23 protein-coding genes are annotated in these 24,430 nt (G+C 48.1%); 6 read left to right on the top strand and 17 right to left on the bottom strand.

Annotated features, from left to right (window positions below):
* Positions 1-160 precede the first annotated feature (160 nt).
* Both Q0135_RS07570 and Q0135_RS07565 read left to right on the top strand, forming a co-directional pair.
* The gene (locus tag Q0135_RS07570; RefSeq protein WP_297989571.1) at positions 161-1,168 is read left to right on the top strand and encodes a hypothetical protein; all 1,008 of its coding nucleotides are present in this window, start codon (positions 161-163) and stop codon (positions 1,166-1,168) included.
* Positions 1,169-1,291, top strand: coding sequence for a hypothetical protein (locus Q0135_RS07565; RefSeq protein ID WP_297989570.1), 123 nt, complete (start codon positions 1,169-1,171; stop codon positions 1,289-1,291). It abuts the gene before it with no gap.
* Positions 1,292-1,293: 2 nt separating this feature from the next.
* Here Q0135_RS07565 and Q0135_RS07560 read toward each other — a convergent pair whose 3' ends face one another.
* The 8 genes from Q0135_RS07560 to Q0135_RS07525 all read right to left on the bottom strand — a co-directional run bounded on the left by Q0135_RS07560 (position 1,294) and on the right by Q0135_RS07525 (position 10,114).
* Entirely contained in the window at positions 1,294-1,785 is a 492-nt protein-coding gene (locus Q0135_RS07560) for a threonine/serine exporter family protein (protein ID WP_297989583.1), read from the bottom strand.
* Between the two features lies 1 nt (position 1,786).
* Positions 1,787-2,587: a threonine/serine exporter family protein gene (locus tag Q0135_RS07555; protein ID WP_297989582.1), complete on the bottom strand. Its 801-nt coding sequence runs from the start codon at positions 2,585-2,587 to the stop codon at positions 1,787-1,789.
* A 546-nt stretch (positions 2,588-3,133) separates the two neighbouring features.
* The gene (locus tag Q0135_RS07550) at positions 3,134-4,516 is read right to left on the bottom strand and encodes a peptidoglycan DD-metalloendopeptidase family protein (protein WP_297989569.1); all 1,383 of its coding nucleotides are present in this window, start codon (positions 4,514-4,516) and stop codon (positions 3,134-3,136) included.
* Positions 4,513-5,328, bottom strand: coding sequence for a hypothetical protein (locus tag Q0135_RS07545; protein WP_297989568.1), 816 nt, complete (start codon positions 5,326-5,328; stop codon positions 4,513-4,515). Before Q0135_RS07545 ends, Q0135_RS07550 begins: the two co-directional genes overlap by 4 nt.
* Entirely contained in the window at positions 5,315-6,004 is a 690-nt protein-coding gene (locus tag Q0135_RS07540) for a cell division ATP-binding protein FtsE (RefSeq protein ID WP_295152369.1), read from the bottom strand. Before Q0135_RS07540 ends, Q0135_RS07545 begins: the two co-directional genes overlap by 14 nt.
* Complete coding sequence (gene trmB / locus Q0135_RS07535; RefSeq protein ID WP_297989567.1) at positions 5,992-8,190, bottom strand: tRNA (guanosine(46)-N7)-methyltransferase TrmB; 2,199 nt, start codon at positions 8,188-8,190, stop codon at positions 5,992-5,994. The genes Q0135_RS07540 and trmB overlap by 13 nt, the downstream gene beginning before the upstream one ends.
* A gap of 3 nt (positions 8,191-8,193) precedes the next feature.
* A complete protein-coding gene (locus tag Q0135_RS07530) occupies positions 8,194-8,859 on the bottom strand; it encodes a fibronectin type III domain-containing protein (RefSeq protein ID WP_297989566.1) in 666 nt (221 codons plus the stop codon).
* The gene (locus Q0135_RS07525) at positions 8,789-10,114 is read right to left on the bottom strand and encodes an RluA family pseudouridine synthase (RefSeq protein ID WP_297989565.1); all 1,326 of its coding nucleotides are present in this window, start codon (positions 10,112-10,114) and stop codon (positions 8,789-8,791) included. Before Q0135_RS07525 ends, Q0135_RS07530 begins: the two co-directional genes overlap by 71 nt.
* A 52-nt stretch (positions 10,115-10,166) precedes the next feature.
* On the opposite strand from Q0135_RS07525, the gene Q0135_RS07520 reads away from it, so the two are divergent.
* Positions 10,167-11,273 carry an FtsW/RodA/SpoVE family cell cycle protein gene (locus Q0135_RS07520; RefSeq protein ID WP_297989564.1) on the top strand — a complete coding sequence of 369 codons (1,107 nt, stop codon included), beginning with the start codon at positions 10,167-10,169 and terminating at the stop codon, positions 11,271-11,273.
* Between the two features lie 104 nt (positions 11,274-11,377).
* Here Q0135_RS07520 and Q0135_RS07515 read toward each other — a convergent pair whose 3' ends face one another.
* From Q0135_RS07515 to Q0135_RS07475, 9 genes are all read right to left on the bottom strand, one after another.
* Complete coding sequence (locus Q0135_RS07515) at positions 11,378-11,704, bottom strand: hypothetical protein (RefSeq protein ID WP_297989563.1); 327 nt, start codon at positions 11,702-11,704, stop codon at positions 11,378-11,380.
* Positions 11,701-12,369, bottom strand: coding sequence for a hypothetical protein (locus Q0135_RS07510; RefSeq protein WP_297989562.1), 669 nt, complete (start codon positions 12,367-12,369; stop codon positions 11,701-11,703). Before Q0135_RS07510 ends, Q0135_RS07515 begins: the two co-directional genes overlap by 4 nt.
* Positions 12,370-13,002: 633 nt before the next feature.
* The gene (locus Q0135_RS07505) at positions 13,003-14,802 is read right to left on the bottom strand and encodes an N-acetylmuramoyl-L-alanine amidase (RefSeq protein WP_297989561.1); all 1,800 of its coding nucleotides are present in this window, start codon (positions 14,800-14,802) and stop codon (positions 13,003-13,005) included.
* Entirely contained in the window at positions 14,786-15,874 is a 1,089-nt protein-coding gene (locus Q0135_RS07500) for a nitronate monooxygenase (RefSeq protein WP_297989560.1), read from the bottom strand. Before Q0135_RS07500 ends, Q0135_RS07505 begins: the two co-directional genes overlap by 17 nt.
* On the bottom strand, positions 15,874-17,079 hold the full coding sequence (gene tyrS / locus Q0135_RS07495; protein ID WP_297989558.1) for a tyrosine--tRNA ligase: 1,206 nt from the start codon (positions 17,077-17,079) through the stop codon (positions 15,874-15,876). The genes Q0135_RS07500 and tyrS overlap by 1 nt, the downstream gene beginning before the upstream one ends.
* Positions 17,080-17,093: 14 nt before the next feature.
* Positions 17,094-19,286, bottom strand: coding sequence for a RelA/SpoT family protein (locus Q0135_RS07490; protein ID WP_297989557.1), 2,193 nt, complete (start codon positions 19,284-19,286; stop codon positions 17,094-17,096).
* A complete protein-coding gene (locus Q0135_RS07485) occupies positions 19,264-19,482 on the bottom strand; it encodes a DNA-directed RNA polymerase subunit omega (RefSeq protein WP_291935955.1) in 219 nt (72 codons plus the stop codon). Before Q0135_RS07485 ends, Q0135_RS07490 begins: the two co-directional genes overlap by 23 nt.
* Positions 19,483-19,505: 23 nt before the next feature.
* Positions 19,506-20,225 (bottom strand): UMP kinase, encoded by a 720-nt coding sequence (pyrH, locus tag Q0135_RS07480; RefSeq protein WP_005872284.1) that lies wholly within the window; start codon positions 20,223-20,225, stop codon positions 19,506-19,508.
* 64 nt (positions 20,226-20,289) lie between these two features.
* Complete coding sequence (locus tag Q0135_RS07475) at positions 20,290-21,633, bottom strand: apolipoprotein N-acyltransferase (RefSeq protein ID WP_297989556.1); 1,344 nt, start codon at positions 21,631-21,633, stop codon at positions 20,290-20,292.
* On the opposite strand from Q0135_RS07475, the gene yajC reads away from it, so the two are divergent.
* Genes yajC through secF form a run of 3 tightly spaced genes read left to right on the top strand, consistent with a single transcriptional unit; the run spans position 21,609 to position 24,427 of the window.
* Positions 21,609-21,881 carry a preprotein translocase subunit YajC gene (gene yajC / locus Q0135_RS07470; protein ID WP_005872282.1) on the top strand — a complete coding sequence of 91 codons (273 nt, stop codon included), beginning with the start codon at positions 21,609-21,611 and terminating at the stop codon, positions 21,879-21,881. The two genes, Q0135_RS07475 and yajC, sit on opposite strands and share 25 nt — an antisense overlap.
* On the top strand, positions 21,871-23,475 hold the full coding sequence (secD, locus tag Q0135_RS07465) for a protein translocase subunit SecD (protein ID WP_297989554.1): 1,605 nt from the start codon (positions 21,871-21,873) through the stop codon (positions 23,473-23,475). Before yajC ends, secD begins: the two co-directional genes overlap by 11 nt.
* A complete protein-coding gene (gene secF, locus Q0135_RS07460; protein WP_297879805.1) occupies positions 23,459-24,427 on the top strand; it encodes a protein translocase subunit SecF in 969 nt (322 codons plus the stop codon). The genes secD and secF overlap by 17 nt, the downstream gene beginning before the upstream one ends.
* The last annotated feature ends 3 nt before the right edge of the window (positions 24,428-24,430 follow it).

Raw genomic sequence — 24,430 nt, 5'->3', positions numbered from 1 at the left:
CGACGAGCGCGCAAGAGAGCCTAATACCTACGAAGCATTGAGATGAAATTTGCCGAAGCGGATCAAGAAAAGCCCTGATTTAACGATATTTGAGGCATACTAAAATTATCGTAGATTAAGTATATGTGAGGTATATTGCGGAAAATTTTAGGAGCGAAATTTGAAAACGAGATATTATCTGTGCTTGGTCTTCATCATAATAATATGCGCTTTGTGCGCGATACTTTCGATTATCGCGGAGTATAAATACCCAAATTCAGCCGAAAAAATTGAAACCGATCCATATGAATGGGTATGCGATCTAGATGGCAATCTTACGGATATACAGCTTAAAGATAGAGCGTTAAAGTGTATGCTTAAAAAGATGCATGAAAGCGAAAACTTTTCTAAAGAAAAAATCGCTAAAAAAATAGATGATATCCGAATGAAATATAAAAATCTTCACATCGAAGAAGATATTGAAGATCTAGAATTAAAAGATTATTTAACACGCGTCCATAGTAAATGTCATGGGGATAAACGCCCCGATGATAAATGCGAATTTTACAAGATAGATAAAAGGCTAAATTTAGATTATCTTATGGATTTGGGCTCAAAAATTTGTAGAAACGGCAAAGCGATACAAGATGCCGAGACCTATATAGATAAAGAAATTTTTAAAACCGAAGTCGTATATCCTTGGGAAGATAAGGAAAGTTTGGTTTTAGAAAACGGGGATCTAAGATACAATCTATATTTTGCTAGCGAAAGCGACATGAATAAAGCAATAATAAATTATGGAGTTTATAAGTATAAGATAGATCTACAAGATCCAAATATAGATATTAATAATATCGAAGCATCGCTCATAATCCCTATAAATTTATTATTTCTTAATTTATATAAACCACTTAATGGTGAAGAAAATGGAAATTTTAAAAATAATTTGGAAGAATTTTGCATGACTTATAAAATTTATGAAAATAGCGATATAGACACTAGCCGCCCATTCAATAAAATAGCTTTCAAATATAGAGATAATTATGCAACATATGATTTTTATATCATATTGATAGATAAGAGCTTTAAATATATCTTGGGCTACAGAAATATGCTTTTGAGTTATATGGGATATTACTACGACGAAAAAGAGAAAACAATAAAACAAATATTGGATAAGGAGCGATAAATGGCGGATATAACTAAATTTTGCCTTGGCGGCAAGGGCGGTAAATTTATAAAATTTTACCTCGCTAGCGAAGATAATAAATTTAAATTTACCCGCAATTCCTGCTTAAAATTTCTTGCTTAGCGCTATTTACCCCTTGCGCCGCGAGTGATCATCAAGGACTGCTCGTAGAAAATTAGCAGCGTTATCGAGACGCCCGTGCCGAGCGCCAGCGAGATCGAGACCGTGGCGAGGGCGTTATCGAAAAACGAGATGAGGTGAGCGAGCTTCTGCTGCGCGCCTGCGGCTTTGATATAAGAAAACAGCGCCAAGACCGCCTTGTAGGCGTAGATGCCCGGGATCATCGGAAGCAGCGCGGGAAAGGCGATGATCTCTGCGGGCACCTTGAGGCGCTTGGCGCAGAGCATTCCCAAAACGCCGATCAGAAACGACGCAAAAAGCGTCGCGGCGGCGATCGAAAAAATTTGGCTTTGAATCAGCAAAAACCTGCACGAATGCGCAACCGCCGCAAGCAGCGCCGAGAAGGCGAGCGTCTTTTTTGGCGGCATGCACGCATACGCAAACCCAAGCCCCGCCACAGCGGCAAAGCAGGCGTCCTTAAATACCAAAAGCACTATATCAAACATTTACAAGCCCCAAATTTGAGATGCTAAGCGTCAGAAAGAGCCCGATCGCGATGCAGATGATCAAAAGCCCCGTGTTTAGCCCTCTGCTGATGCCTACGAGCATATTTTCGTTTAGGATGTCAAAGACGGAGTTGATCAGCCAGACGCCAGGGATCAAAAAGAGTATGCTCGATCCCACGGCGACGTCGGGCGTGGCGCTAAGCCCGTAGCGAGCGCCTAGCGAGACGATGAAAGAGACTGCGAACGAAACCGCGATGTATTGGATTTTTAGGTTGATTTTGAGCTTGCTAAGCAGATAGCGGGCGCAAATTCCAAAAGCCGTAGCCGCAAAAACTAATGCCATCGCGCCGCCGTCACCGCCGAAAAGCTCGCAGAATGCGGCATTTGCGATGCTGAGCAGAACGAGAGTTTTGGCAAAGCTTTTCTTCTGTAAAGCTAAAATTTCTGCAAATGCAGCCTTAGCGCGCGTAAGGGGGATTTTCTCGTCGTAAATTTCCCAGCTAAGCGCACTTAGCTCCGAGATCAGATCAAAGCTGATCTGCGCCGCAGCGCCCGTTTTGACGTAGGTACGGCGGATGGAGTTGTCCGCGGGGTCCATCACGCTGATGATGAAGTGGCGCACGAAGATCATCAGGCTCGCCTCATAGTCGTAAGCGTCCGCTATCCTGCGCACGCAGCGCTCGATACGCGCGGTGTAAGTGCCGATACTAAGCATCTTGGCGGTGTATTCGCTAAGAAAATTGGTAAGCTCTTGGATCTGCGGCCTCGCCGCTTCTGCTTCTGTTGGTGGCATTTCTTTCGCCGCCGCTTCTGCTGACGTTGTTTTTGCCGGCGCGGTAGTGTTTCGTGTTGTTTCCGCGCCTGTTGCCTCCGCCGTCGCAACAGTATTTTGCGCCACTTTCGTCGTTTTTGTTCCTACGGCGCTCGTCGCAGCCTCTGTTTTTACAGCGTCTGCCATCGTTTTTGATGCCGCTTCGGCGTCCGTCGCCATGGAATTTTTATTTTTAAAATTTAATGCGGCAGCGCCCGTGGCGGAATTCTCGCTATCTAAATTTGATGCGGCGACAGTGTTTGCGGCGGTAAAATTTTGATTGTTTAAATTTGGCGTCGTTTCGGAATTTGAGTTATCTAAATTTAGCGCCGAGGCGGAATTTTGCTCGCTTAAATTTAATGCCGCCGCAGAGCTTTCATCGCTCAAATTTGAAGCGGCGGAATTTTGCCCTTTTAAAGAATTCCGCTCGTCTAAATTTAAATCGCAGCTGGAATCCCGCTCGCTTAAATTTAAACTTTCGGCATCCTCGCAAGATCTGCTAAATTTAGAATTTCCCCCGCCCATGGCTCACCTCAAGCTGATTAGATCGAGCGGGTTGATGTGGTAGTTCTGCTGCGTCACTTCAAAGGTCAGATCCGAGCCGATGCGCCCGATGATGTAGCCCTTTTTGACGTTGGAGCCGACACGCACGGTAGGCGGGATCTGATTTAGATGCGCGTAGATCGTATGGATACCGCTGCTATGCTCTAGGATCACGACTTTATCGAGCACGGCGGTTTCTTTAGCAAAGACCACTTTGCCCGGCAGCACCGCTTTAACCTGCGTGTCGCCGCTGTTTGAGCCCAGCACGATATTTTCGTTGAAAAGCTTGATGTTATACACGGGATCGTTGTAGTTGCCGAATTTTCGCTTCAAATACGCGCCGTTTAAAGGCGCCGCGGTCTTGGCTCCGCTGTATTTTTTAACGCGCGAGGACTGATAGCTAGAGCCGTACTGCTTGACCTTTTGGTTGATCTTGCTTACGCGCTCATCCGCGGGCTCGCTCACTTCTGGCTCGCTCTCACTAGGTGGCGCAGGTTCGGGCTTGCCTGCCTTTTTGGCAGCCGCCTTTGCTTTGGCGTACTCTTTTTCGCGCGCCTGGCGCTCCTTTTGCTTCTGCGCTTCAAGCTTTGCTTGGCGCGCCGCTTCCTCCTTCTGCGCTTTGGCTTTTTCCTCGGCGTCGTCGATGATCTTAAGCTCCTGCAGGGTCTTAGATATGGCGTCTTGCTCGTCGTTTATCTTCTCCAGGCGCGCGATATAGTCCTCTTTGTCCTTTTTCATCTGCGCGAGCTTCTCTTTTTGGGTGGTTTGCTTGGCGTTGAGATCGGTTTTTTTCTTATCGTAGCCCGCCATGCTCGCCTGGATCGATTTGATCTTTTTGTTCTGCTCGTTGATAAAATTTTGATTATTTTCGTAGTCTTTGATTAGCCCTTTAAGCTCGTCGTTCATAACGACGCCGAGCCCCTCTAAAATTTCGCTAGCTACGATAGAATCGGGCGTAGTGGTGGAATTTACGTCGGTGATGAGATCAAATGATAGCTCTTGCGAGATCACGCTTGCGATCTTGCTTTCTAGATCGCTTTGCACGCTAAGAAGAGTGACGTTTTGGCTATTGAGCTTTTCAAGCTCCTGCGCTTCGGCGGCGTATTGATCCTTTAGGCCTTCTATCGCGTCGCTTAGCTGCTTGATCTCGCCTTCGCGCTTTTTAAAGCCCTCCTGCTCCTTTACGATAAGGCCAGCGATCTCGTCGATCTTTTGCGAGAGCTGCATCCCCTCCTTTTGCGAGCTTTTGAGCTCTTGACCCGCTTTGGCGATCTTATCCTTCGTGCTCTGCTGCTTTGCGGGCGCGGCATAAGTAAGAGCCGCGGCAAGCCCCAGCGCAAGAAGCGGCGCTAAAAAAGCCTTTTTCATGCTCGTTTATTTCCGATTTGCAGCATCACAAAACTTACCGCGATGATAGATAGCGCTAAAGCCACGCCTAAAAGGATCAGCGCGTCGTAAGGCAGCACTATGGCGGTGCGTAGATCGCCGATACCCTTAAGCGTGGTCGAAAACACCTCCCAAGAAGGAAGTGCTATGTAAAAGCAGGCTACGATCAGCATGGCGATGAAGGAGTCTATTATCGCCATTCGGTAGAGTTTGCCGCTTTTTATCAGAAACGACGCGCCGAAAAGCTCCATGATCTCGATGCGCTCTTTGTGTTCGTAAACCCAGATACGCATCTGGCGGTGAATTAACATCACGCCTAAAAGCACGATGAGAAACGCAAAGCCGTAAACAAGGCTTTTGATAAGCAGTAAAATTTTAAAAATTTCATCGTGAGTTTTTTTAAAAATTTCAACCCGCGTAAGCGAGCCTATGGATTTTAGATCCTGCTCAATCTTGGCAAGCTGCGCGGCGTCGGGGAAGCTTTCGAGCTTGACGCTATAAAATTTAGGCAAATTTTTACTAAGCTCGGCAAAGGCGTTTTGTGAAATTTTACCCTTCAGACGCTCGGTGATGCCCGCGGTCGAAATTTCGCTAATCGAGCTGATCTTCGGCACCGCTTTTTGCGCATCTTGCAGGCTGAGCGGAGTTTTGGAGACTAGCACGATGTTGTATTCGTTTTGGATCGAGCGCTCGTAGCTTTTGGTTAGATTGCTCATAAAAATTCCAAACTGCACGGAAAAAAGCAGCGCGACGAGCGAAAAGATCACGCCGAAATGGGTTTTAATCGATTTCATTTACTTTAGCGTCCTTAATCTCAAAATGTCGGTGCCTAAAACGCAGCGTAGCGGGCATTTTGTGCGTTACGATGACGACGCAGGCGTTCCACGACTCGCACGCCGAGCGCAGCAAATTCCAAATAATGGCGCTGGAGTAGTCGTCCAAATTTCCCGTAGGCTCGTCGCACAGCAGCAGCCGCGGGTTATGCGCCATCGCACGCGCCAAAGCCACGCGCTGCTGCTCGCCGCCGCTAAGCTCGAGCGGATACTTGCCCATCTTATGCCCGAGCTCGACGTGGCGCAGTAGCTTTTTGGCTTGGTCTTGGCAGACCTGCTGATTGTAGCCCATTATCATTAACGGAAGCATTATGTTGCGCTCGATCGTCCATTCGTTGATCAGGCGGTAGTTTTGAAAGATAATGCCGATGCGTTGGCGCAGGGTGCGCAGATCGGAGTTTGTGATGCCTTTTAGATCGCACAGGCAGACATTCAGCTCACCGCCGATGATGTCGATGCCGCCGTAGAAGGATTTAAGTAGCGTGGATTTGCCGCTGCCGCTCTTGCCCGTGATGATGACGAAGTCCTTCGCGCCGATGCCGAAACTCGCGTCTTGGATGACCGCGCCCGCCTTTTCGTAACCCAGCGTGAGGCCCGCTGCGGTGATGATGTTGTAATCGTCCGTTATCTCTGCCATTGTGAAAATATCTCCGAAATTTTTTGATGTGCCGCGTGGTTTTCGCGCGTAGGAAGCGGGCGGCGGATAAAGTAGCGCGTGCCGCTTGCGTTTGTGCGGATAAAACATTGCTGCGGAAAGTCGAACGCCCCGAGCGAAAGCAGGATTAGCACGTCCTGCGGCTCGGCGCAACTTGGTTCGCTTTGCTGTTTGAGCTGTGACTTTGCGCAGTCTAGCTCGCTTTGGTGTTCGGCTCGCGGTTCTGCACGGCCTTCTAGGTTGCTTTGGTGTTTATCTTGCTGCTCGGCACGGTTTAATTTGCCTTGGTGTTCGGCTTGCAACTCGTCATGGCTTAGCTCGCTTCGGTGACCGATTTGCGACTTGATAGGGTTTGACTTATTTTGTAATTCAGCTTGCGATTCATTTTTGCAAGGTACTGCGCTTATGTTTAGCGCCGCGTTTGCTTCGTTTGTGCGGGCTGCTGCGAACGAGCCGTCCGCATTCAACGCATTGCTCGCATCTATTGCATCGATCGTTGTGGGTGTATTGCCTGCCCCTGTCGCGTCGATAGTTGCAGGCGCCCCCTCTGCGCCGATAGAATTTAGCGCGTTGCTTGCGTCGATTGTTGCGAGCGGGTTATTTGCTTTTGGTGTATCGCTTGAGGCGGCTGCGCTGTTTATCTGCGTACCTTGCTTTGTTACGATCTGCTCGCAGGCTAAAGCGCGTTTTTCGCCAGGGGCAGTGCGGCTAAATTTAGCGCTTACCGCGACAGGAACATCGCTTGCTAAATTTACGCCGTTTGCGCTCAAGCGATCCTCGTTTAAATTTACGCCGTCTTTTGCGTCCGCTTCATCCGCGTGGTTTGTATTTGGCGCGGCGCTCGCTTTTTTTAGAATTTGCGCGGCGTTCGCGCAAGTTGAAATTTTATCGCCCGCTGTCGTAGCTGAAATTTTGCCGCAGTCTGACGAAATTTCATCCACGCTTGTACGCTTAGTTAAATTTTTTCCTCGCATTGCGTTTAAATTTATGGCTTCGGACATGCCGTCGGCGCCTGCTTCGTACGAGATAAAACCGCCATCTAGGTTTGCGTAAGGATTTGAGTTCGTTTTTGAGGTAAAATTTGAACCACTGCCTGCATCAAAATTTATGCCACTACCCGCCGCGCAAGTCCCGCCCGCGTCCAAGTCTTTCTGCGCGTCAAAATAAAAAATTTCCTCAAAATGCACGAAAAAATCCTCGCCTTTGAAGGTAAAATTTTTAAAATTTCGCGCAATTGCCGCTGCGTCAAATTTTAAAAATTCCATCTCAAATTGCTGCGGCTCGCCCTGGCCCGCGGTTTTGTTCTCGTAGATCAGATCGTAGATATTTTTATCCATTTTACGCCATCTATCCTCGTATTTGCTCGCTACGGCGGCGTCGCGGTTTTTGAAGTGCGAAATTTCGCCCGCTTTGCGCTGAACGTAGGGCGAGAGCTTTTGCATCGCGTAGAGGAAGTACTCCTCGCTGTCGGTGCGAAGCTCGAAGCGGCCGCTGCGCCCGAGCGTGCGTGCGATCTGCGAGGCGAACTCGTCGCTTATGACGCGGCGGTGCGGCGCGTCGTCCCATGGCACGGGGAAGTGCAAAAATACGCGCTGCAGGCAGCCTGCGGGAAGCAGGCTTAGTAAAACCCGTGCGTCGGTGGCAATCAGCGCAATGTTTTGCAGCCCCTCGCGGATCGCTAGCTTTGCGACCTGTTCGATCGCGGGCTTGTAAATTTCAATGCCGATTAGCAGCGCGTCTTGATTTGAGCGCGCTTGATGAAGCAGGTGTCTGCCCGAGCCGAAGCCGATCTCGATGAAAATTTTATTAAATTTAGAGCTTTTTACGAGGGATAAAATTTCATTCTCGTCCAAAATCAGCGGCGTTTTTTCGGTAAGCGAGCTGTCTTTATAAGCAAATGCCTGCGAGATGATCCGCCCGCAGAAGCGCTCTTTAAAAATTTCAAGTGCTCGCTGCAGATGACCGATCTTGGCGGGCTTAGTGATCTTTTCGCCCTTTACTATCACTTTGTCGCCGCTGGGCTTTAGGGTGATAAAAAATTCGCTATCAAAGCTTTTGGTTCGCACGAGCGTTAAATTTCTGCCGCGCGCCGTCTCTAAAAATTCGACTTCGCCGAATCTAGCCGGCAGCGGCGGCAGGCTCACGCTTTGGGTTATGAAATTCGGCAAGCTTTATTCTGCCTGCGCTGCGGCAATGACTGGGCCAGGCTTGGACAGCTCTCCGTTTTCGGTTTTGACGGTGATGCGGTATTCGTATCCTTCGCCGTAATCGATATTGTCGATATACTCAGCGCTAAGTCTGCCGCGAACCTCTTTAATCGTGCTCCACGACTCGCCTCCCTTAGGGCGGCGCTCGATGAGATAGGAGCTTACGCGAAGATCCGGATGCGGACGCCAGATGATCTTAACGCGGCCCGGAAGCCCGTAGATCGCCTGCGCAAACGGCACGGACTCTAGCATCTTCGCCGTGCTTGCGATAGCGACCGGAGAAGGAGCCGAAACGCCCTTGGCGCCGTATGTGCGCACCGTGTATTTATACGAAGTGCCCGGCTGCAGCCTCGTATCTACGTAGTGGGTGGAGTATGGATCTGCGATGGTGGCGATCTTTTTGGCTTCGCCGCCGCTTGCAGGCGCTCGGTAAACGACAAAGCCCAGCACGGCGGCATCTGAGTCGTATCTAGGCCACTCAAGTCCGATCTCATTGTCGCTCGCGATCGTCCTGATCCCCTCTACGCGCGGCAGGCTCTCGTCGCTTGCACTAGGCGCGCTAGACATAGCGCAGCCACCCGCTAATATCGCTAAAGTAGCGCTCAACGTTAGTCGGTAAAATTTTTTCATAAATTTCATCCTTTACCTTTTGATTTGTCGTAAAATTTAGAAATTCGCTCGGCAAGCCCGCGCATATTTTCACCTCTTTGCCGCTTCGCGGATGGATGAAATAGAGCAAATAGGCATGGAGCAAAATCCTGCTAATTTTAGCGTTTTCGCTCTTAAATCCGTATAAATGATCGCCCAAAATGTGCCGATTTATCGAGCTTAAATGCACGCGGATCTGATGCGTGCGACCCGTGAAGAGCTTTGCCGCGACGAGATTAAAGCTCTTTAGGTTTATCGGCGGCAAGTTTTGGTTTTGAGCGGGATTTTTAAAATTTAAAGCCTTATTCTCGGCGGGACGGGCAGCCCGGGTTTGATCCGCGCTCATTTTGGCGGTTAAAATTTTATCTGCGTTGTCCGCGCGGCTGCTTGGAATTTTATCTACGCTTTGGATTGAAATTTTATCCGCGCTCCGCATGCAATTATTTGAAATTTCGTCCGCGTTATCCGCGCCTGCGTAGTCGTTTAAAATTTCATCCATGCCCGCGCTCTTGCCAGCAGCCGTGCCATCGTCCGCACCCGTACTTAAAATTTCATCACACTTTTGGGCGGAGTTTTGAAGCTCGCTTAGTTCCGCTCCGCTTAAAATTTCATAAAACGCGCTCTTTGCACTGCGTCCGCCGGGTACGATCCCCATTTTTAGGCGGTTTGCTGGGTTGCGAGCGATCGGGCGCTCGATTACGCAGGGTTCTTTTAGCGGCAGGTCGATGAGTGCGAGGTATATCCGCCCCATGCTCTTATCGCTTAGCTGTGCCGATAGCGCGGTGTGCGCAGCGTTGTTTTTGGCTACGAGCAGGGCGCCGCTGGTGAGCTTATCCAGGCGGTGCACGATGCCTGCGCGAAGCTCGCCGCCGAGCGTGGAAAGCAGATAGCCGCGAGACTTGAGCCAGTCCACGAGCGTGGGCTCTTTGACGCTTGCGGCGGGATGGACGGTAAGGCCCGCGGGCTTATTTACCACGAGCAGATCATCGTCCTCGTATAAAATTTCAATGTCGAAGTTTAGTCTCTCTGCGCTTATTTGTTGCGGCGCGGGCGCGGGGTAGTCGATGTGCACGAGCTCGCCCGCAGATAGCTTGTAGCCGGGTTTAGTCTGCACGGCTCCGTCCACTCTGACCGCTTCGGATTTGATTAAGCTTGATATTTGGTTGCGCGAAATTCCGAGCTGCGAGCTTAAAAAAACGTCGAGCCTTTCGCTGCATTGTGCTATTAGATTATCCAAATTTATACCTTTTTTGGCTATTCTTACGTCAAAATTTTAATAGGATTAAGCGTTGTTTAAAATTGACAAAAAGATTTTAGCATATTTTGATTTCATTCAACCTTTTTTGATCGTGCCGATAGTGGTTTTTTCATACGTTTTAATAAGCGAGGCAAACGACGTGCTGTCCTCGAAGCAGGTGGTTTATTTCGGCGTAGGATTTGCCGTTTTTACTCTATTTTTTCTCTTTCCGATACGCAAATTTTTATATCTGATCCCGATATTTTATTGGATCAACATCATATTGCTACTCAGCGTCGATTTTTTCGGCGTTAGCAAGCTAGGAGCGAGACGCTGGCTAGAGATCCCTTTCGTGCATTTTACGTTGCAGCCCAGCGAGGTGATGAAACCCGCGTTTATCCTGATGTTGATGTATCTTATACATAAAAATCCGCCGCCGAAAAACGGCTATGGGCTGAAGGATTTTTTGCGCCTTAGTTTTTACATACTTCTGCCCTTTGTTTTGATCGCTAAAGAGCCCGATCTAGGCACTGCCGCGATACTTTTTTTGACCGGATTTGCGATCCTTTTTATCATCGGCGTCAATAAAAAAATTTGGCTTACGCTGATCATCGTTTTTATGGCCAGCTCGCCCATTTTGTACGAAAACATGCACGATTATCAGAAAAAGCGCATCGCCGATTTTATCAGCGAGGAGCCTAATTACCAGGTCAAGCAGGCGATCATCGCTATCGGAAACGGCGGCATCTACGGCAAGGATAGGGATGAAGCCACGCAGACGCACTTTAAATTTCTGCCGATTGCGACGAGCGATTTTATCTTCGCTTATACGATCGAGCGCTTCGGCTTTGTAGGGGCTGCTGCGCTGATCGCGCTGTATGCGCTGCTGATACTACATCTGCTGAGCCTGAACTACGATTTCAAAAGCGACTATCTGATACGGGTCTTTACGAGCGCGCTTGCCTCGCTTATTTTCATTTATACAGGCGTTAATATCTCGATGGTGGTAGGTTTCGCGCCCGTCGTGGGCGTGCCGCTGCCGTTTTTCAGCTACGGCGGCAGCAGCTTCATCACCTTTATGATCCTCTTTGGAATTTTGCAAAATTTGCTGACGTTTAGGATGAAGGATAACTACAAAACCTACAAGATCAGGATGTAAATTTGGCGTTCGCGGATAAATTTTGAAATTCTACAAAATCGCGCGAGGTTTATTTTGAGCTTCTGGCAGTGAAATTTGAAGTAGGCGCTAAATTTTAAAGCTCGCTACAAAATCACGCCTATACCGAGCGTAAAAACCACCGCGAAAAGGGCGTATGTAAAGGCAAATTCCAAAGTTTGCGAATTAAAAAATCCATAGTACAAAACGCTCGTGAAAAATCCGCCCACGAAAGCCACGGCAAAGATCCCGATCCGCGCTGCGACTGGCCTAGCGCCGCAAAATTTGTATAGGTAAAAAACCCCGCAGAAGCTGATCGCAAACCAGATCATCGCAGGCACCGGCCCGCTTAGGCCTATCATGCCGAAGAGATTGGCTAAATTTAAAAGCAGTAAAAATATCACCGCAAGCGCGATCAACGCGGATTTGATCATCTATCGCGCCTTGCGTCGGGCGCGGAATTTTCGTTCGAGCCTAACTTGGAATTTTTGCCGCTCTGATTGAAATTTTGCGCGGAATTTTCATTCGCGCTGCCTTCGCCCGCGCCGCCGTTTAAAATTTTAAAATTTTCGTCGGAATTTTCATCGGCGCGATGCGTAGAATTTTCATCTGCGCCGCTTGCGAAATTTTCACCGAGATCGCCACTAGAATTTAAAATTTCATCCTCGCTTTGAGAATTTGAAATTTCGCCGCTTTCTTTGAAATTTTCGCTCTTGTTGCCGTCTAAATTTCTAGAGCTTTCGTCTGCAGAATTTTTATAAATTTTATTTGAAAATCTTTTGTGCTTGATCTGCAGATAAAAGACGAAGGCGACGAACGCCACCGCCGTGATCGCGATGTAGTAGCGGTTCTCGAAGAGCAGTACGCCCTCTACCAGCCCCGAAAACAGCGCCAGCAGCGAGGCGGTAAGAAACGGAAAGCGCACTACGTCCTTTTCGCCGATCGCTAAGGCGATGAGCGCGACGCCGAAGATCGTGGCGTTTAGCAGCGCGCCTAGGACTTTGATTTCGGCAAAAAGGCTCGGATTTACGCGCGAAGTGATGTAAAGCGCGAGCGCGACAGCGGCGAAAAGCAGGATCAAAAATACGATTTTTTTCATTTCAGACCTTTTAAAATTTATCTTTAAATTTACGATTCAGCCGCGCCTTTAATGCATATACAGCGCAGGCATCGGCACGCTGTAACTGCCGCGTTCGCAGCATTACGCAAATATCGCGCGTCCTGCGGACATAGCGCGAAATTTTAGGGCGCTACTGCGCCGTTAAGCGTGGCTTGAGCGATACACATACTCATGACTTAAAGTGCAATCCTAATTGCGCGGACGCGGTTTGAAACACGACTTGCGTTAGCGCGACAAAATCGCTATTTTCGCGCGACTTAAATGCGATTTTGTCGGTAAATTTTACCGCCAGTCGCACTCTGCTGCGTAGAGCAGCGCCAAGTACGTGCTTTAAAATTTTACGCCGAGCCGCGTTAAAATTCCGCATCTAAGCCGTATGCGTCCCTAGCTCGTGGCGCCGCAAGACGCTCCGTAAAATTTACCCGCTCGCAGTAAATATTTGGCACGCGGGCGGAATTTTGCGCGTAAGCGCCGCAGGCTTTAAAATTTTAAATTTATCGCCTGTTTATCCGCAAGAGCTATCGCGCCAGCTAAACTATATCTGCGGAGCAAATTTTGGCGCCAAAATAAAATTTTATCTTGCTCGCAAAATGCGCAGCGCGTAAAATTTCATCACTTGTTTTTCTGAAAGTACGCGTCCACGCCGTTTGCGATACCTTGGGCGATGCGGTCTTGATAGGCGCTTTTGCCTAAATTTTTACCTTCCTGCGGGTGCGTGATGTAGCCCATCTCCACGAGCACCGCGGGCATCGTAGCGCCCACCAACACCCAAAATGGTGCCTCGCGCACGCCGCCGTCTCTGCTTGAGAAGCTTTTTTTGACCGAGCTTAGCATATAGCTTTGAATGTCGATGGCAAGCTTGTTTGAGGATATTATCTTCTCGCGATTTAAAAAATTTAGGAAGGTCTGCTTCGAGAAGGTGTTCATATCCTCCAAATCGCCCCTGTTTTCGAGTGCGGCGGCGTTTTTACTGCGCTCGCTCCTAGCCGGGCTTAAGAAAAAGGTCTCCACACCGCTCATTTTAAGTGCTGAGCTAGCGTTAGGAGCGGCATTTGCGTGGATCGAAATAAACATATCAGCATTTCTTTTAGCGGCGAAAGCGGTGCGCGACCTTAAATTTATAAATACGTCAGTGGTGCGCGTGTAAAGCACCTTATATCCGCGCTTGGTAAGCAGCGCACCGAGCTTTTTGGATGTGGCTAGCACGACATTTTTTTCCTTTAGCCCGTTTCCGACTGCGCCAGAATCGCTGCCGCCGTGACCCGGATCTATTACGATGAGCTTGCCTTTAGTGGATTTGTAAATTTTACCGGCGGCCACGGAGACCGATTTGGCGCCTTGCGCATCATCTATCGTGCTGATTTGCGGCTCGCTATCTTGCTCGCGTTCGCGCTTGCGCCCTGATTTTTGATCCTTGTTTTTTTCTGCGCGCGCGGATTTTGCGGCTTTTAAGCCTTCAGCCGTACTTAAAATCATCATATTGCCGTTAATTTCTACGTTTGCGTTGAATTCTTTCGGATCACTAAGTACGATGCGCACGGTCTTGTCGTTATACTGCGAGACGCGTACATCGCTAACAAAGCTATCTTTAAGCCGTGTTTTTTGCGATTTTTGCCGCGCGCTAAAATCAATCACGAAGCGAAAATTATCGCTACTTGCGATCGTAAAATCTTTATAATCGCCGCGCTTTAGATCGCGGTTGAACTCAAGCACGATCTCATCCCCATCGCCGCGCAGAGAATTTAGCGCAAGCTGGGCGTTTTTGTCCGCTTTTTTGACGCTGCTTTTTCTAAGCTCGCTGCTTTGATCCGCGCCGCCATCGTCTTCGTCTTGTGCGGTTGCATCCCCGCCGCCATCGTCCTCTTGGGCGTCTACGACCTCGTCAGCGCCGACCGGTCTAGTCGAGCGTAAAAACTCCAAATCCTCACTAGATAGGGAGCTTAGATCGGCTTTTTCTGGCGCGCGTATCTTTTTAAGATTTTTGGAAGTGGAATTTTTTGAATTCTTAGAATTTTTAGAGGCGGAGGCTTTGGGGCTATGTGCTAAATTTGAAGCGTTTTTCTCGTCCGAGCTTTTGGAATTTTTTGCGTTTTCATCTTTGAGCTTTTTAGAATTCGTGCTGCTATCGCTTGCTTTGCCCTGTAATTTGGCTAGTGCAGATTCATAAGGCGAGGAATCAAGCCCTAAATTTTTCGAACTGTAAACCAGCCTCTTTAGCGCTTTGATGCGGACCTCTTTATCGGACGCGCCTTGGTAAAGCGATTTTAGCTCCTTGTGCAGCGAGCGCTTATAATTTGGCGTCGCTACGATGAAATCCTTGTCGAATTTCGCAAAAAACGCCTCACTCGAAGCTCCAAACGCCAATACGCAGCTAAAAGCTGCGATTAGAAAAATTTTAACTATCTTCGCCATTTATAAGTTTTTCTATCAATTCCTTCACGGATATTATCTCGTTTAATCGCCATCCGTTGGCACCCGTGAAAAACAGGCCGCTTTGCGTTTTGCCCAGATACGCGTCGCTTAGGCGGTCTGCGATGCAGTATCCTACGGCGTTAGCGCCTTTGCCGCGCTCGCATGGGCTTACGCAGTTGCTGATACAGCGGATCTTAGGCGCCGTGCCTGCGGCGATCATATCTTGCAGATTGGTATGAATGCCGCGCGCGGGATAGCCTACGGGTGATTTTAGAAGCTGGATGTCCTCTTTTTTGGCGTTAAGAAGCACCTGCTTAAATTCCTCCGCGGCGTCGCATTCAAAGGTGCCGATGAAGCGCGTACCCATCTGCACGCCGTCCGCGCCCAAAGACTTCACGCGATCGATGTCGGTTTTATCCCAAATTCCGCCTGCGACAAATAGCGGGAAGCTGCCCCATTGCGAGATTTCCGCTTTTACTTGCGGGATTAGATTATCTAGCGCAAACGCCGGATCGCCACACTGCTCGTAGGTAAAGCCCTGATGCCCGCCGCTAAGAGGACCTTCGAGCACTACGGCGTCGGGAATTCTGTCGTAGCGCTGCTTCCAACGTTTGGCGATGATCTTAAGAGCCTTAGCGGAGGAGACGATAGGCACGAGCGCGACGTCCGGGAAATCTGCCGTAAATTCCGGCAGATTGGTAGGAAGACCCGCACCGCTTATGATGATGTCGATACCTGCTTCGCACGAATCCCTTACGATGCGCTCGTAGTCGTTCGCCGCACACATTACGTTCATCCCCAAAGGCGCATCGCCGCAAATTTTACGGGCGTTTTGCACGATGGTAAAAAGCGCCTCTTTGCTATAAAAATTCTCGCTTTGATATGGTCTGCCATCGAGCGATTTTTTGGCAAATTTAAGATTTTCGTAATAGCCGGTGCCGACCGAGCTAATGACGCCTAGACAGCCGTTTAGGCTGACATTGCCGGCGAGATTGTCCCAGCTGATACCAAGTCCCATGCCGCCTTGAATTATCGGGTGCGCAATCTCGTGTTTGCCTATTTTTATACTCATTAATCCACCTTTAATTTGGCGAATTTTTTCTTCCCTACTTGAAGCGTGTATTCGCCCGAGCTAAGCTGAAGCTGCTCATCTAAAATTTTATTTTGATCGATACTGACGGCGTTTGATTTTATCAGCCTGCGCGCATCCGAGCTAGAGACGGCAAGCTTGCAGCTAATTAGCGCTTTTACGATCCATGCAGGCGAGCTTACGTGATATTCCTTGATCTCGCTAGGGAGCTCGCCAGCACCGTGGACGCGGTCAAATTCCTGCTTGGCCTCAAAGGCGGTATTTTCGTCATAAAATTGCGTGACGATCTCGGAGGCAAGCTCCTCCTTAACCGCCTTAGGATGGATCGAGCCATCCGCTACGAAGCCTTTTATTAGCTCAATATCTTCGCTGCTCTTTTGGCTTAGCAGATTATACCAATCCCACATTAACGCATCGCTGATACTCATCACCTTGCCGTACATATCATGCGGCGTATCGGTTACGCCGATGTAGTTACCAAGGCTTTTGCTCATTTTGTTTGTGCCGTCGGTACCTACCAAAAGCGGCATCATCACGACGCTTTGTTCTTTGCCGACATCATAAATTCTTTGTAGCTGGCGACCCATTAAAAGATTAAATTTCTGATCGGTACCGCCAAATTCTATATCGCATTTCATGCAAACGCTGTCGTATCCTTGCAGTAGCGGATACATAAACTCGCTGATGCTGATCGGCTGTTCGGCCTTGTAGCGCTTCTCGAAGTCGTCGCGCTCGAGCATCCGGGCAACATTGAAAGTGCTTGATAGCTCGATCATACCGCTAGCGCCTAGGCGGTTGGTCCATTCGGAGTTAAACATCACCTTGGTTTTGGCGGGATTTAGAATTTTAAAGACCTGCTGCTCGTAGGTTTTGGCGTTTTGAAGCACGATTTCGCGCGCTAGCTTCTTGCGAGTCTCGCTCTTGCCTGTAGGATCTCCGATTTGAGCAGTAAAATCACCGATTAGAAATTGCACGATCGCGCCGTGGTTTTGCAAAAATGCAAGCTTATTTAGCACGACGGCGTGTCCTAGGTGCAGATCCGCAGCAGTGGGATCCATGCCGATTTTGACGTAAAAGACCTCGCCGCTGTCGTAATAGCGCCTAATCAGCGCCTCAATCTGCTCCTCGCCGATGATTTCCGCGACGCCGCGCTTAAAATTTTCCATAATGCCTTGAATGTCAGCCATTTGCTCTCCCTTATTTAGTTTTTATATACGTCCGTAAGTGATACGAAATCCACGATTTTAAAGCGGTTTTTGAGTTTGTCTTTAATCTCCGTGGAGTCTAAATTTTCGTTTAGCTCGATGATAATCTCAAAATAATCCGACGTCGTTTCGCTATTTTCGTTGAGGCTTATCGACACCAGATCGATCTCGAGCTTGACTAAATAGTTCAAAAACGTCGCCAGCGAGCCGCGCTTGTTTTCTAAATTTAATATGATCTTGTAGCGGTGCGGCGCATTGCGCGTCCATTTTACGAAGATCATCTCATCGGTTTTGATTAGCTCGCTTGCACGTTCGCACAGCTTATGATGCACCGTCACGCCGTGTCCGTTGCGAAAGCCGATGATGTCGTCACCGCGCTTTGGGTTGCAGCAGTAATCAAACTCAACCTCGTCGATTTTAAAATTTGAATACACCACGATGTTGTCAAATTTTTGCTTCTCAATCTCATACTTGCTGCGAAATTTCATATTGAAAAATTTCTCTTTGAGCGGATATTTTTTCAGCGCATTTACGACGTCTTTTAAAAATACCGAGTCGTAGGCAGCTTTGCCAATCTTTTTGCTTAAATTTTCTTTTTCAAGCCAGCTTAGAATGCTCTCCTTACTCGTCGTAAAGATCGCGCATAAAATTTTAATCGCTACTTCAAAATTTATATCTCTGATCTTTTGCTTGCAAAATGCCTTTATCGTCGCGCGCGCCTTGCCCGTTTTTACAGAGCTTAGCCAGCTGCAGCGGTAGTGTGGCTCGCTTCCGGTGATGATATGAACGATATCTCCGTTTTTAAGCTCCGTAAGAAGCGGCACCTTGACGCGGTTTATAAAGGCCTCGGTCGCTTTTAAGCCCACTTGAGAGTGTATCTCATAGGCGTAATCAAGCGCCGTAGCACCGCGCGGCAATGTAAAAATTCCGCCCTTGGGCGAATACACGGCGATATCTTCTACGTAGAGGCTGTCTTTAGCGTATTCGTAAAGATCCTCGGCGTTGGCGTCGTCCTCTTCCTGCATGCCGATGTCGTTTAGCCAATCAAGCTTCGGATTGATTGAGCCGCTATATTTATATTTCCAGTGCGCTGCGACGCCGAATTCCGCGGTGTTGTGCATATCAAAGGTGCGGATCTGTACCTCTACGATCATACTTTCGTTAAAAACGGTCGTGTGGATCGTCTGATAGCCGTTTTGCTTCGGCAGTGCGATATAATCCTTAAAGCGCGATATGAGCGGATTAAATTTAGTATGGATGATGCCAAGAGCCAAATAGCAGTCCATCGGCTTTTGCACGATGATGCGGATAGCCAAAAGATCAAGCACTTCCTCGATCGAAATTCCTTTGCGCTGCATCTTTAAAAAGATCGAGTAGTAGTGTTTCATTCGCTTTTGGATCTCAAAGCTACCTTCACTAAAGCCGTTTGAAAGCATATACTCCTTGATCTTTTCGCTAAATTTGCTCAAGCTCATCTGAAGCTGCTGCTTATGCTCCTCGACGTAATCGGCGATCGCCGAGTACTCTTTAGGCATAACGTATTTGAAGCTAAGATCTTCAAGCACGTTTTTGATCGATGAAATTCCAAGCCTGTGCGCGATTGGCGCGTAAACCAAAAGCGTCTCCTCGCCGATACGTTTTTGCTTATCTGGGCGAAGTGCGTCTAGGGTTAGCATATTGTGCAGCCTATCGCAGAGCTTGACTACCAAAACGCGCTGATCGTTAATGGAGATCATCAGCATCCTGCGGAAGGTAAGCGCGGTAGTGCGTAGCTTGGCGTTACTATCGCCGGATGGAGCCAGCTTATCCTCCCTGATGTTTACGATTTTAGTAAGCCCTTCTACGATTTTGGCTACTTCGTCGCCGAATCTTTGTCTAACCTGCTCGATGCTGTAATCTGTATCCTCTACTACGTCGTGTAGTAGCGCAGATATCACCATTGGGTCGTCTCCGCCCATAAAAGATACGAAGCAAGCTACCAAAATCGGATGGATCGCATACGGCTCGCCACTTTTGCGAAACTGCCCGTCATGCTGCGCGATGCATAAATTTATAGCATCCACTAGCAGCGGAGTGGGCTCTTTTAGATTATAAAGCAGCTGCTTGGCGCTTTGAATGTCTTTGGTATCGACAACGTCTTCGATAAGACTTTCTAAGAAGTTATCATTAATCCTTGTCAACGATTCCATCTAATGCGATCTTACCTTCGGCTAGTTCCAAGATTGCTATATCGGCAAATTTCATCCTGCGAGTATCTACGTTCTCTATCAGCGGCGGTTCGCCTGCAGCTAGCTGCTCGGCGCGTTTGCTTATCATCAAAGATAGCTTATATCGGTCTCCGCCCGTTACTTTTAAGGCCTTAGCTACAATTTGTTCGGTTCTCATCAATTCTCCTTAAATTTAAAATTTCAGTTTTTTACGATCGAGCAGGAGCTTAGATCTCCGCCATCGACGATTTTGTATAAATTTCCGCTTTTAAACATATTGCATACGATGATCGGAAGCGCATTATCCTTGGCAAGTGCGATAGCCGTATCGTCCATCACCCTGATATTGTCGTGCAAGGCTTGGTCGTAAGTGACTTTGGAAAGCAATTTGGCGTCTTTAAATTTTTGCGGATCTTTGTCGTAGATCCCCATTACCTTCGTGGCTTTGATGATGGCGTCGGCTCCGATCTCGATAGCGCGGAGAGTGCCCGCAGTATCGGTCGTAAAGAAGGGATTTCCCGTGCCTGCGGCAAAGATCACGACGCGACCTTTTTCGAGGTGCCTTTTGGCGCGACCGATGATGAAGGTCTCGCAGATCGCTTCCATCTTTATCGCACTTTGCACGCGCACATCCATGCCTGCGTATTCCAGCGCTTCTCTCATAGCGATTGCGTTTATGACGGTGGCTAGCATACCCATATGATCGCCGCTGGTGCGCTTTATGATACCGCTAGCCGCGGCGCTTACGCCTCTAATGATGTTGCCGCCGCCGATTACGATGCCTACTTCGATGCCGCCCTCTACGAGCTGCTTGATCTCTTTAGCGATAAATTTTAAAATTTCGCTGTCGATCCCAAAGCCGTTCTCTCCCGCTAGCGCTTCACCCGAAAATTTTACGAGTATGCGATTGTATTTAGCCATAAATTTAGCTCCTAATAAAATTTTAAAATATTATCCAAAAGTCGTTTAAAAATAACTTTTTAGGCTATTTTAGATGATCTTTAAGGCGGTTTATCCAGATCTTTTTCGGAGCGATTATCTCGCTAGCACTGCCGTTTACGGCGTGATAGATCAATGTACCGTGCAAGCTCGCGTAGTAGCGGATTATGAGGCGCTGCAAATAGGGCTCGTAGCTCGGCACAAACCAGCCGTTATTGCTGATCGCTACGACGTATTTGGGCGAGCCCTCGTAAAGCTCCGCGCGCGTAGCCTCGTAGCAAACAGCGCTTCTTACGCTTCGCCCGCCAAGCTCGTAGTCGCTAAAGCCGCTAGCTGTGGAAAAATCGGTCGCGCCGCCTAGCAGCACGCGGTTGATGAAATTTCGCGCGAATTCCGGCAGCGGCACCATTTCGCCAAACGGCACCAAAATGTGCTTATCGAAGCGGCTCATTTCCCCGTTTGCAAAAAGATAGGCGCTGTTGTAAAATTTCCCGTTCTCATACGCTTCTGCGCCCGCTACGATAGTAATTGCGCGCGATTTTTCCTTTAGAGCTCCAACTAGCACGTTTTCTAAATTTAGCGGCATCGCAAAGGCGCTCTCGGGCAGTATTATCGCGTCTTGTCCCTCTGCGATCGCATCATCAATCCGAGCCAAATTTGCCAACGCGGCGGATAAAATTTTATCTTTCGCCCAGATGTCATGCTGCGAAATATCGGTGTTTGCGAGTGAAATTTTAATCGGTAGTGGCTCGGGCTCTTTTTGGCCGAATTGCAGCGCGCAGATCAAAAACGCCGCGAAAATCGAGGCGTTAAGCTTAGCCGCCGCGCCTCGTCCGCGTAGATACAAAACTGCGCAAAGTCCCGCTAAAACAAGAGCCAGCGCGCTAAGATCGGCTCTGAAAATTCCATGGCTTAGCAGCAGTTCAAAATTTAGCCAATCAAAGCCGAAAGGATGGATAAATTTCAGCGCTAAAAGGCACGCAGCGCGCAAAACCGGCGCGTCAAAGATCGCAAAGATGCGGAAAATAAAGGCATAAACGAGGCAAATTCCAAGAATTTCAAGCGGGATTAAAAACGCAAGATCGAAATAGATCAGGCTGAAACTGATCCAGTGCATCCACAGCGCGCCGATAAAAAATCCGCACCAAAACCACTCCGCTTTGCTTGCTTTTAGCAGATAAAAAAGTGCCGCTATCGCGATCAGAGGCGAGAAAAATTCCGCTGCCAGGGCGACTAAACCGTCAAATTTAGAGCTTAAAATTTCTACGAAAATAAAATTTGAAAGCGCAAGGGCAAGAACAAAGCCTTTATTTATGTAACTTAATGTAAAATAGCTACTTTTTAAATTTCTAATGAAGGAAACACATGGAACAAGGAAACTTCTTTGCATCAATCCTGCCTATCGTCGTAATCTTTGCGATTATGTATTTTTTGATTATCAGACCGCAGCAAAAGCAGGCCAAGGATCATAAAGCGATGGTCGATGCGCTCGGCAAAGGCGATAAGATCATAACTAGCGGTGGCATAAAATGCACGGTCGTGAAAACAAACAATGATTTTATCACAGTTAAGCTTAACGATGAGGTCATGGTTGAGCTTGATAAACAATTCGTAGCAAGAAAATTAGATGAGCAGTAAAATTTCATATCGCCTGCTGATCTTTTTGGCTGCGGTGATTTTTTCGGCGATTTTTGCCGCGCCTTCGATCTTTCAGACCGAAAAGGGAAGCAAGATAAACTTGGGTCTGGATCTGCAAGGCGGCCTGCATATGCTTTTGGAAGTTCAAAGCGACGAGGCGGTCGTTTCAAAGATCAAATCGATCGCCGCTAGCGTCAATTATGCCGCTAAGCGCGATGATCTACTGATGGACGGGCTAAAATTGGAAGGCGATTCGTTCGAGTTTGAAATTTTAGACGCAGACGAGGCTTCTAAATTTGATGCGATTTTGCATAGCGCCGCAAGCGGATTAGACATTCAAAAATCTGGCGAAAAATACCGCGTCACGCTGACGCCCGAGGAAGTCGAAGCGACTAAAAAATACGCGATCGAACAGGCCGTCGAGACTATCCGAAACCGCCTAGATCAATTCGGACTTGCGGAGCCGACGGTAGCAAAGCAGGGCGAGAGTTATATTTTGGTCGAGCTTCCGGGCGTCAAAAACGCAGCGGATGAGCAGCGCGCCAAGGATCTGATCGCCAAAGCGGCTCACTTGCAGCTTATGGCGGTGGACGACGTGCGCCAAGATCGCGCGCAGACTATTAGCGCAGCGGATGCCAGGGCTTACGGCGACGTGATTTATCCCGACGTTAAAAATCCGAATTACAAGTATCTCATAAACGAAATTCCGGTTTTAGACGGCGCGATGCTGGTCGATGCGAAGGTTGCCTTCGATCAGCACACCAACCAGCCGATTATAAATTTTACGCTGAACTCTCAAGGCGCTCAAATTTTTGGCGATTTTACCGGCAAAAACGTCGGTAAACGCCTAGCTATCGTGCTTGACGGCAAGGTTTACTCAGCGCCGCGTATAAACGAGCGCATCGGCGGCGGTAGCGGTCAGATTAGCGGCGGATTCAGCGTCGAGGAGGCGCACGACGTAGCGATTGCGCTTAGAAGCGGCGCGCTTTTGGCTCCTGTTAAAGTCTCAGAGACACGCAGCATCGGCCCTAGCCTAGGACAAGATAGCATCGATAAAAGTATGGCGGCGCTTAGTCTTGCAGCGGTTGCGATTTTGATCTTTATGATTTTATACTACGGCGTAGCGGGACTTTTTGCCGATATCGCGCTTACGGTGAATATCTTGTTTTTGATAGCTTGTATGGCGCTATTCGGCGCTACTTTGACGCTTCCTGGAATGGCTGGAATCGTACTAACTATCGGAATGGCGGTAGATGCGAACGTCATCATTAACGAGCGCGTTAGAGAGGTGCTAAGGACGGGAGTTTCAATCCGCCAAAGTATAAATAAAGGCTATGAAAACGCGATGAGCGCGATCGTGGATTCAAATATCACTACGCTAATTACTTCTGCTGCGCTTTATGCTTACGGCACGGGTCCAGTGAAGGGCTTTGCCGTCACGATGAGTATCGGTATCGTAGCGTCGATGATAACGGCTATTTTAGGCACTCACGGAATGTTTGAGCTAGTAATGGATAAGATGGAAAAAAGCAAAAATACCGCGCTTTGGCTCGGTTATAAAGTAAGAGGAGGCGCAAATGCAAGTGTTCGATAAGGGTAAAATTTATGATTTTATGAAATTTAGATATTTTACCTTCGCGCTTTCTGCTTTTTTGATAATAGGCTCTATTGCGCTGTTTTTCATTAAGGGCATTAATTACGGTATCGATTTTAGCGGTGGTACGCTCATTCAGGTTAAATACGACGCCAAAGCGCCGCTTGATGAGATCAGAAAACGCTTCGAGGCGGCAAATTTAGGCAATATCAACGTTACAGAATTCGGCAGCGATCAAGAAGTTACGATTAGATATTCAGGCGCTGCGAGTGAACTGGGCGATAATCCTGCTTTAGCGGCGCAAAAAATTTTGCAAGGCAGCGGAAATTTCGACATTCGCAAGGTCGATATCGTAGGTCCTAAAGTCGGCGAGGAGCTTCGCACAAACGGAATTTTAGCGGTATGCGTGTCGTTTGCGCTCATTTTGGTTTATATCACCCTGCGGTTTGAGTGGAGATTTGCGATTGCAGCCGTACTATCGGATCTGCACGACGTCGTAGTTGCCGTAGGTGCGATGATTTTAGCCGGCGTGGATTTCAACCTTGAAATTCTAGCCGCACTGCTAACTATAATGGGCTACTCGCTTAACGATACCATCGTTGTTTTCGATAGAATTCGAGAAGGTGTAAAAGATAGTAAATCGATTAAGCTTGATGAGGTTATAAACGAATCAATCTCTCATACGCTATCGCGCACGTTGCTTACTTCGCTTACGACTCTCATCGTCATTGTGATTTTATTCGTTTGGGGCGGCGAGATGATCCACGGTTTTAGCTTCGTGATGCTAATAGGCGTCATAGCAGGAACATTCAGCTCCGTATTTGTAGCTGCTCCAATGCTGATTTTGTTTAAATTTAATGTCGAGAAGTACCGCGCGTTTTTGGCTGAAAAACAGCGCCGTATCAAAGAGAAAGAAAAGAATCGCGCCATGTATGAAAAAGGCACGGTGTAAGGA

It is taken from the genome of uncultured Campylobacter sp., assembly GCF_937981295.1.
Taxonomy (GTDB): Bacteria; Campylobacterota; Campylobacteria; order Campylobacterales; family Campylobacteraceae; genus Campylobacter_B.
Note: the sequence above shows the minus strand (reverse complement) of the source record. Positions and strands in the feature narration are given on the sequence as shown.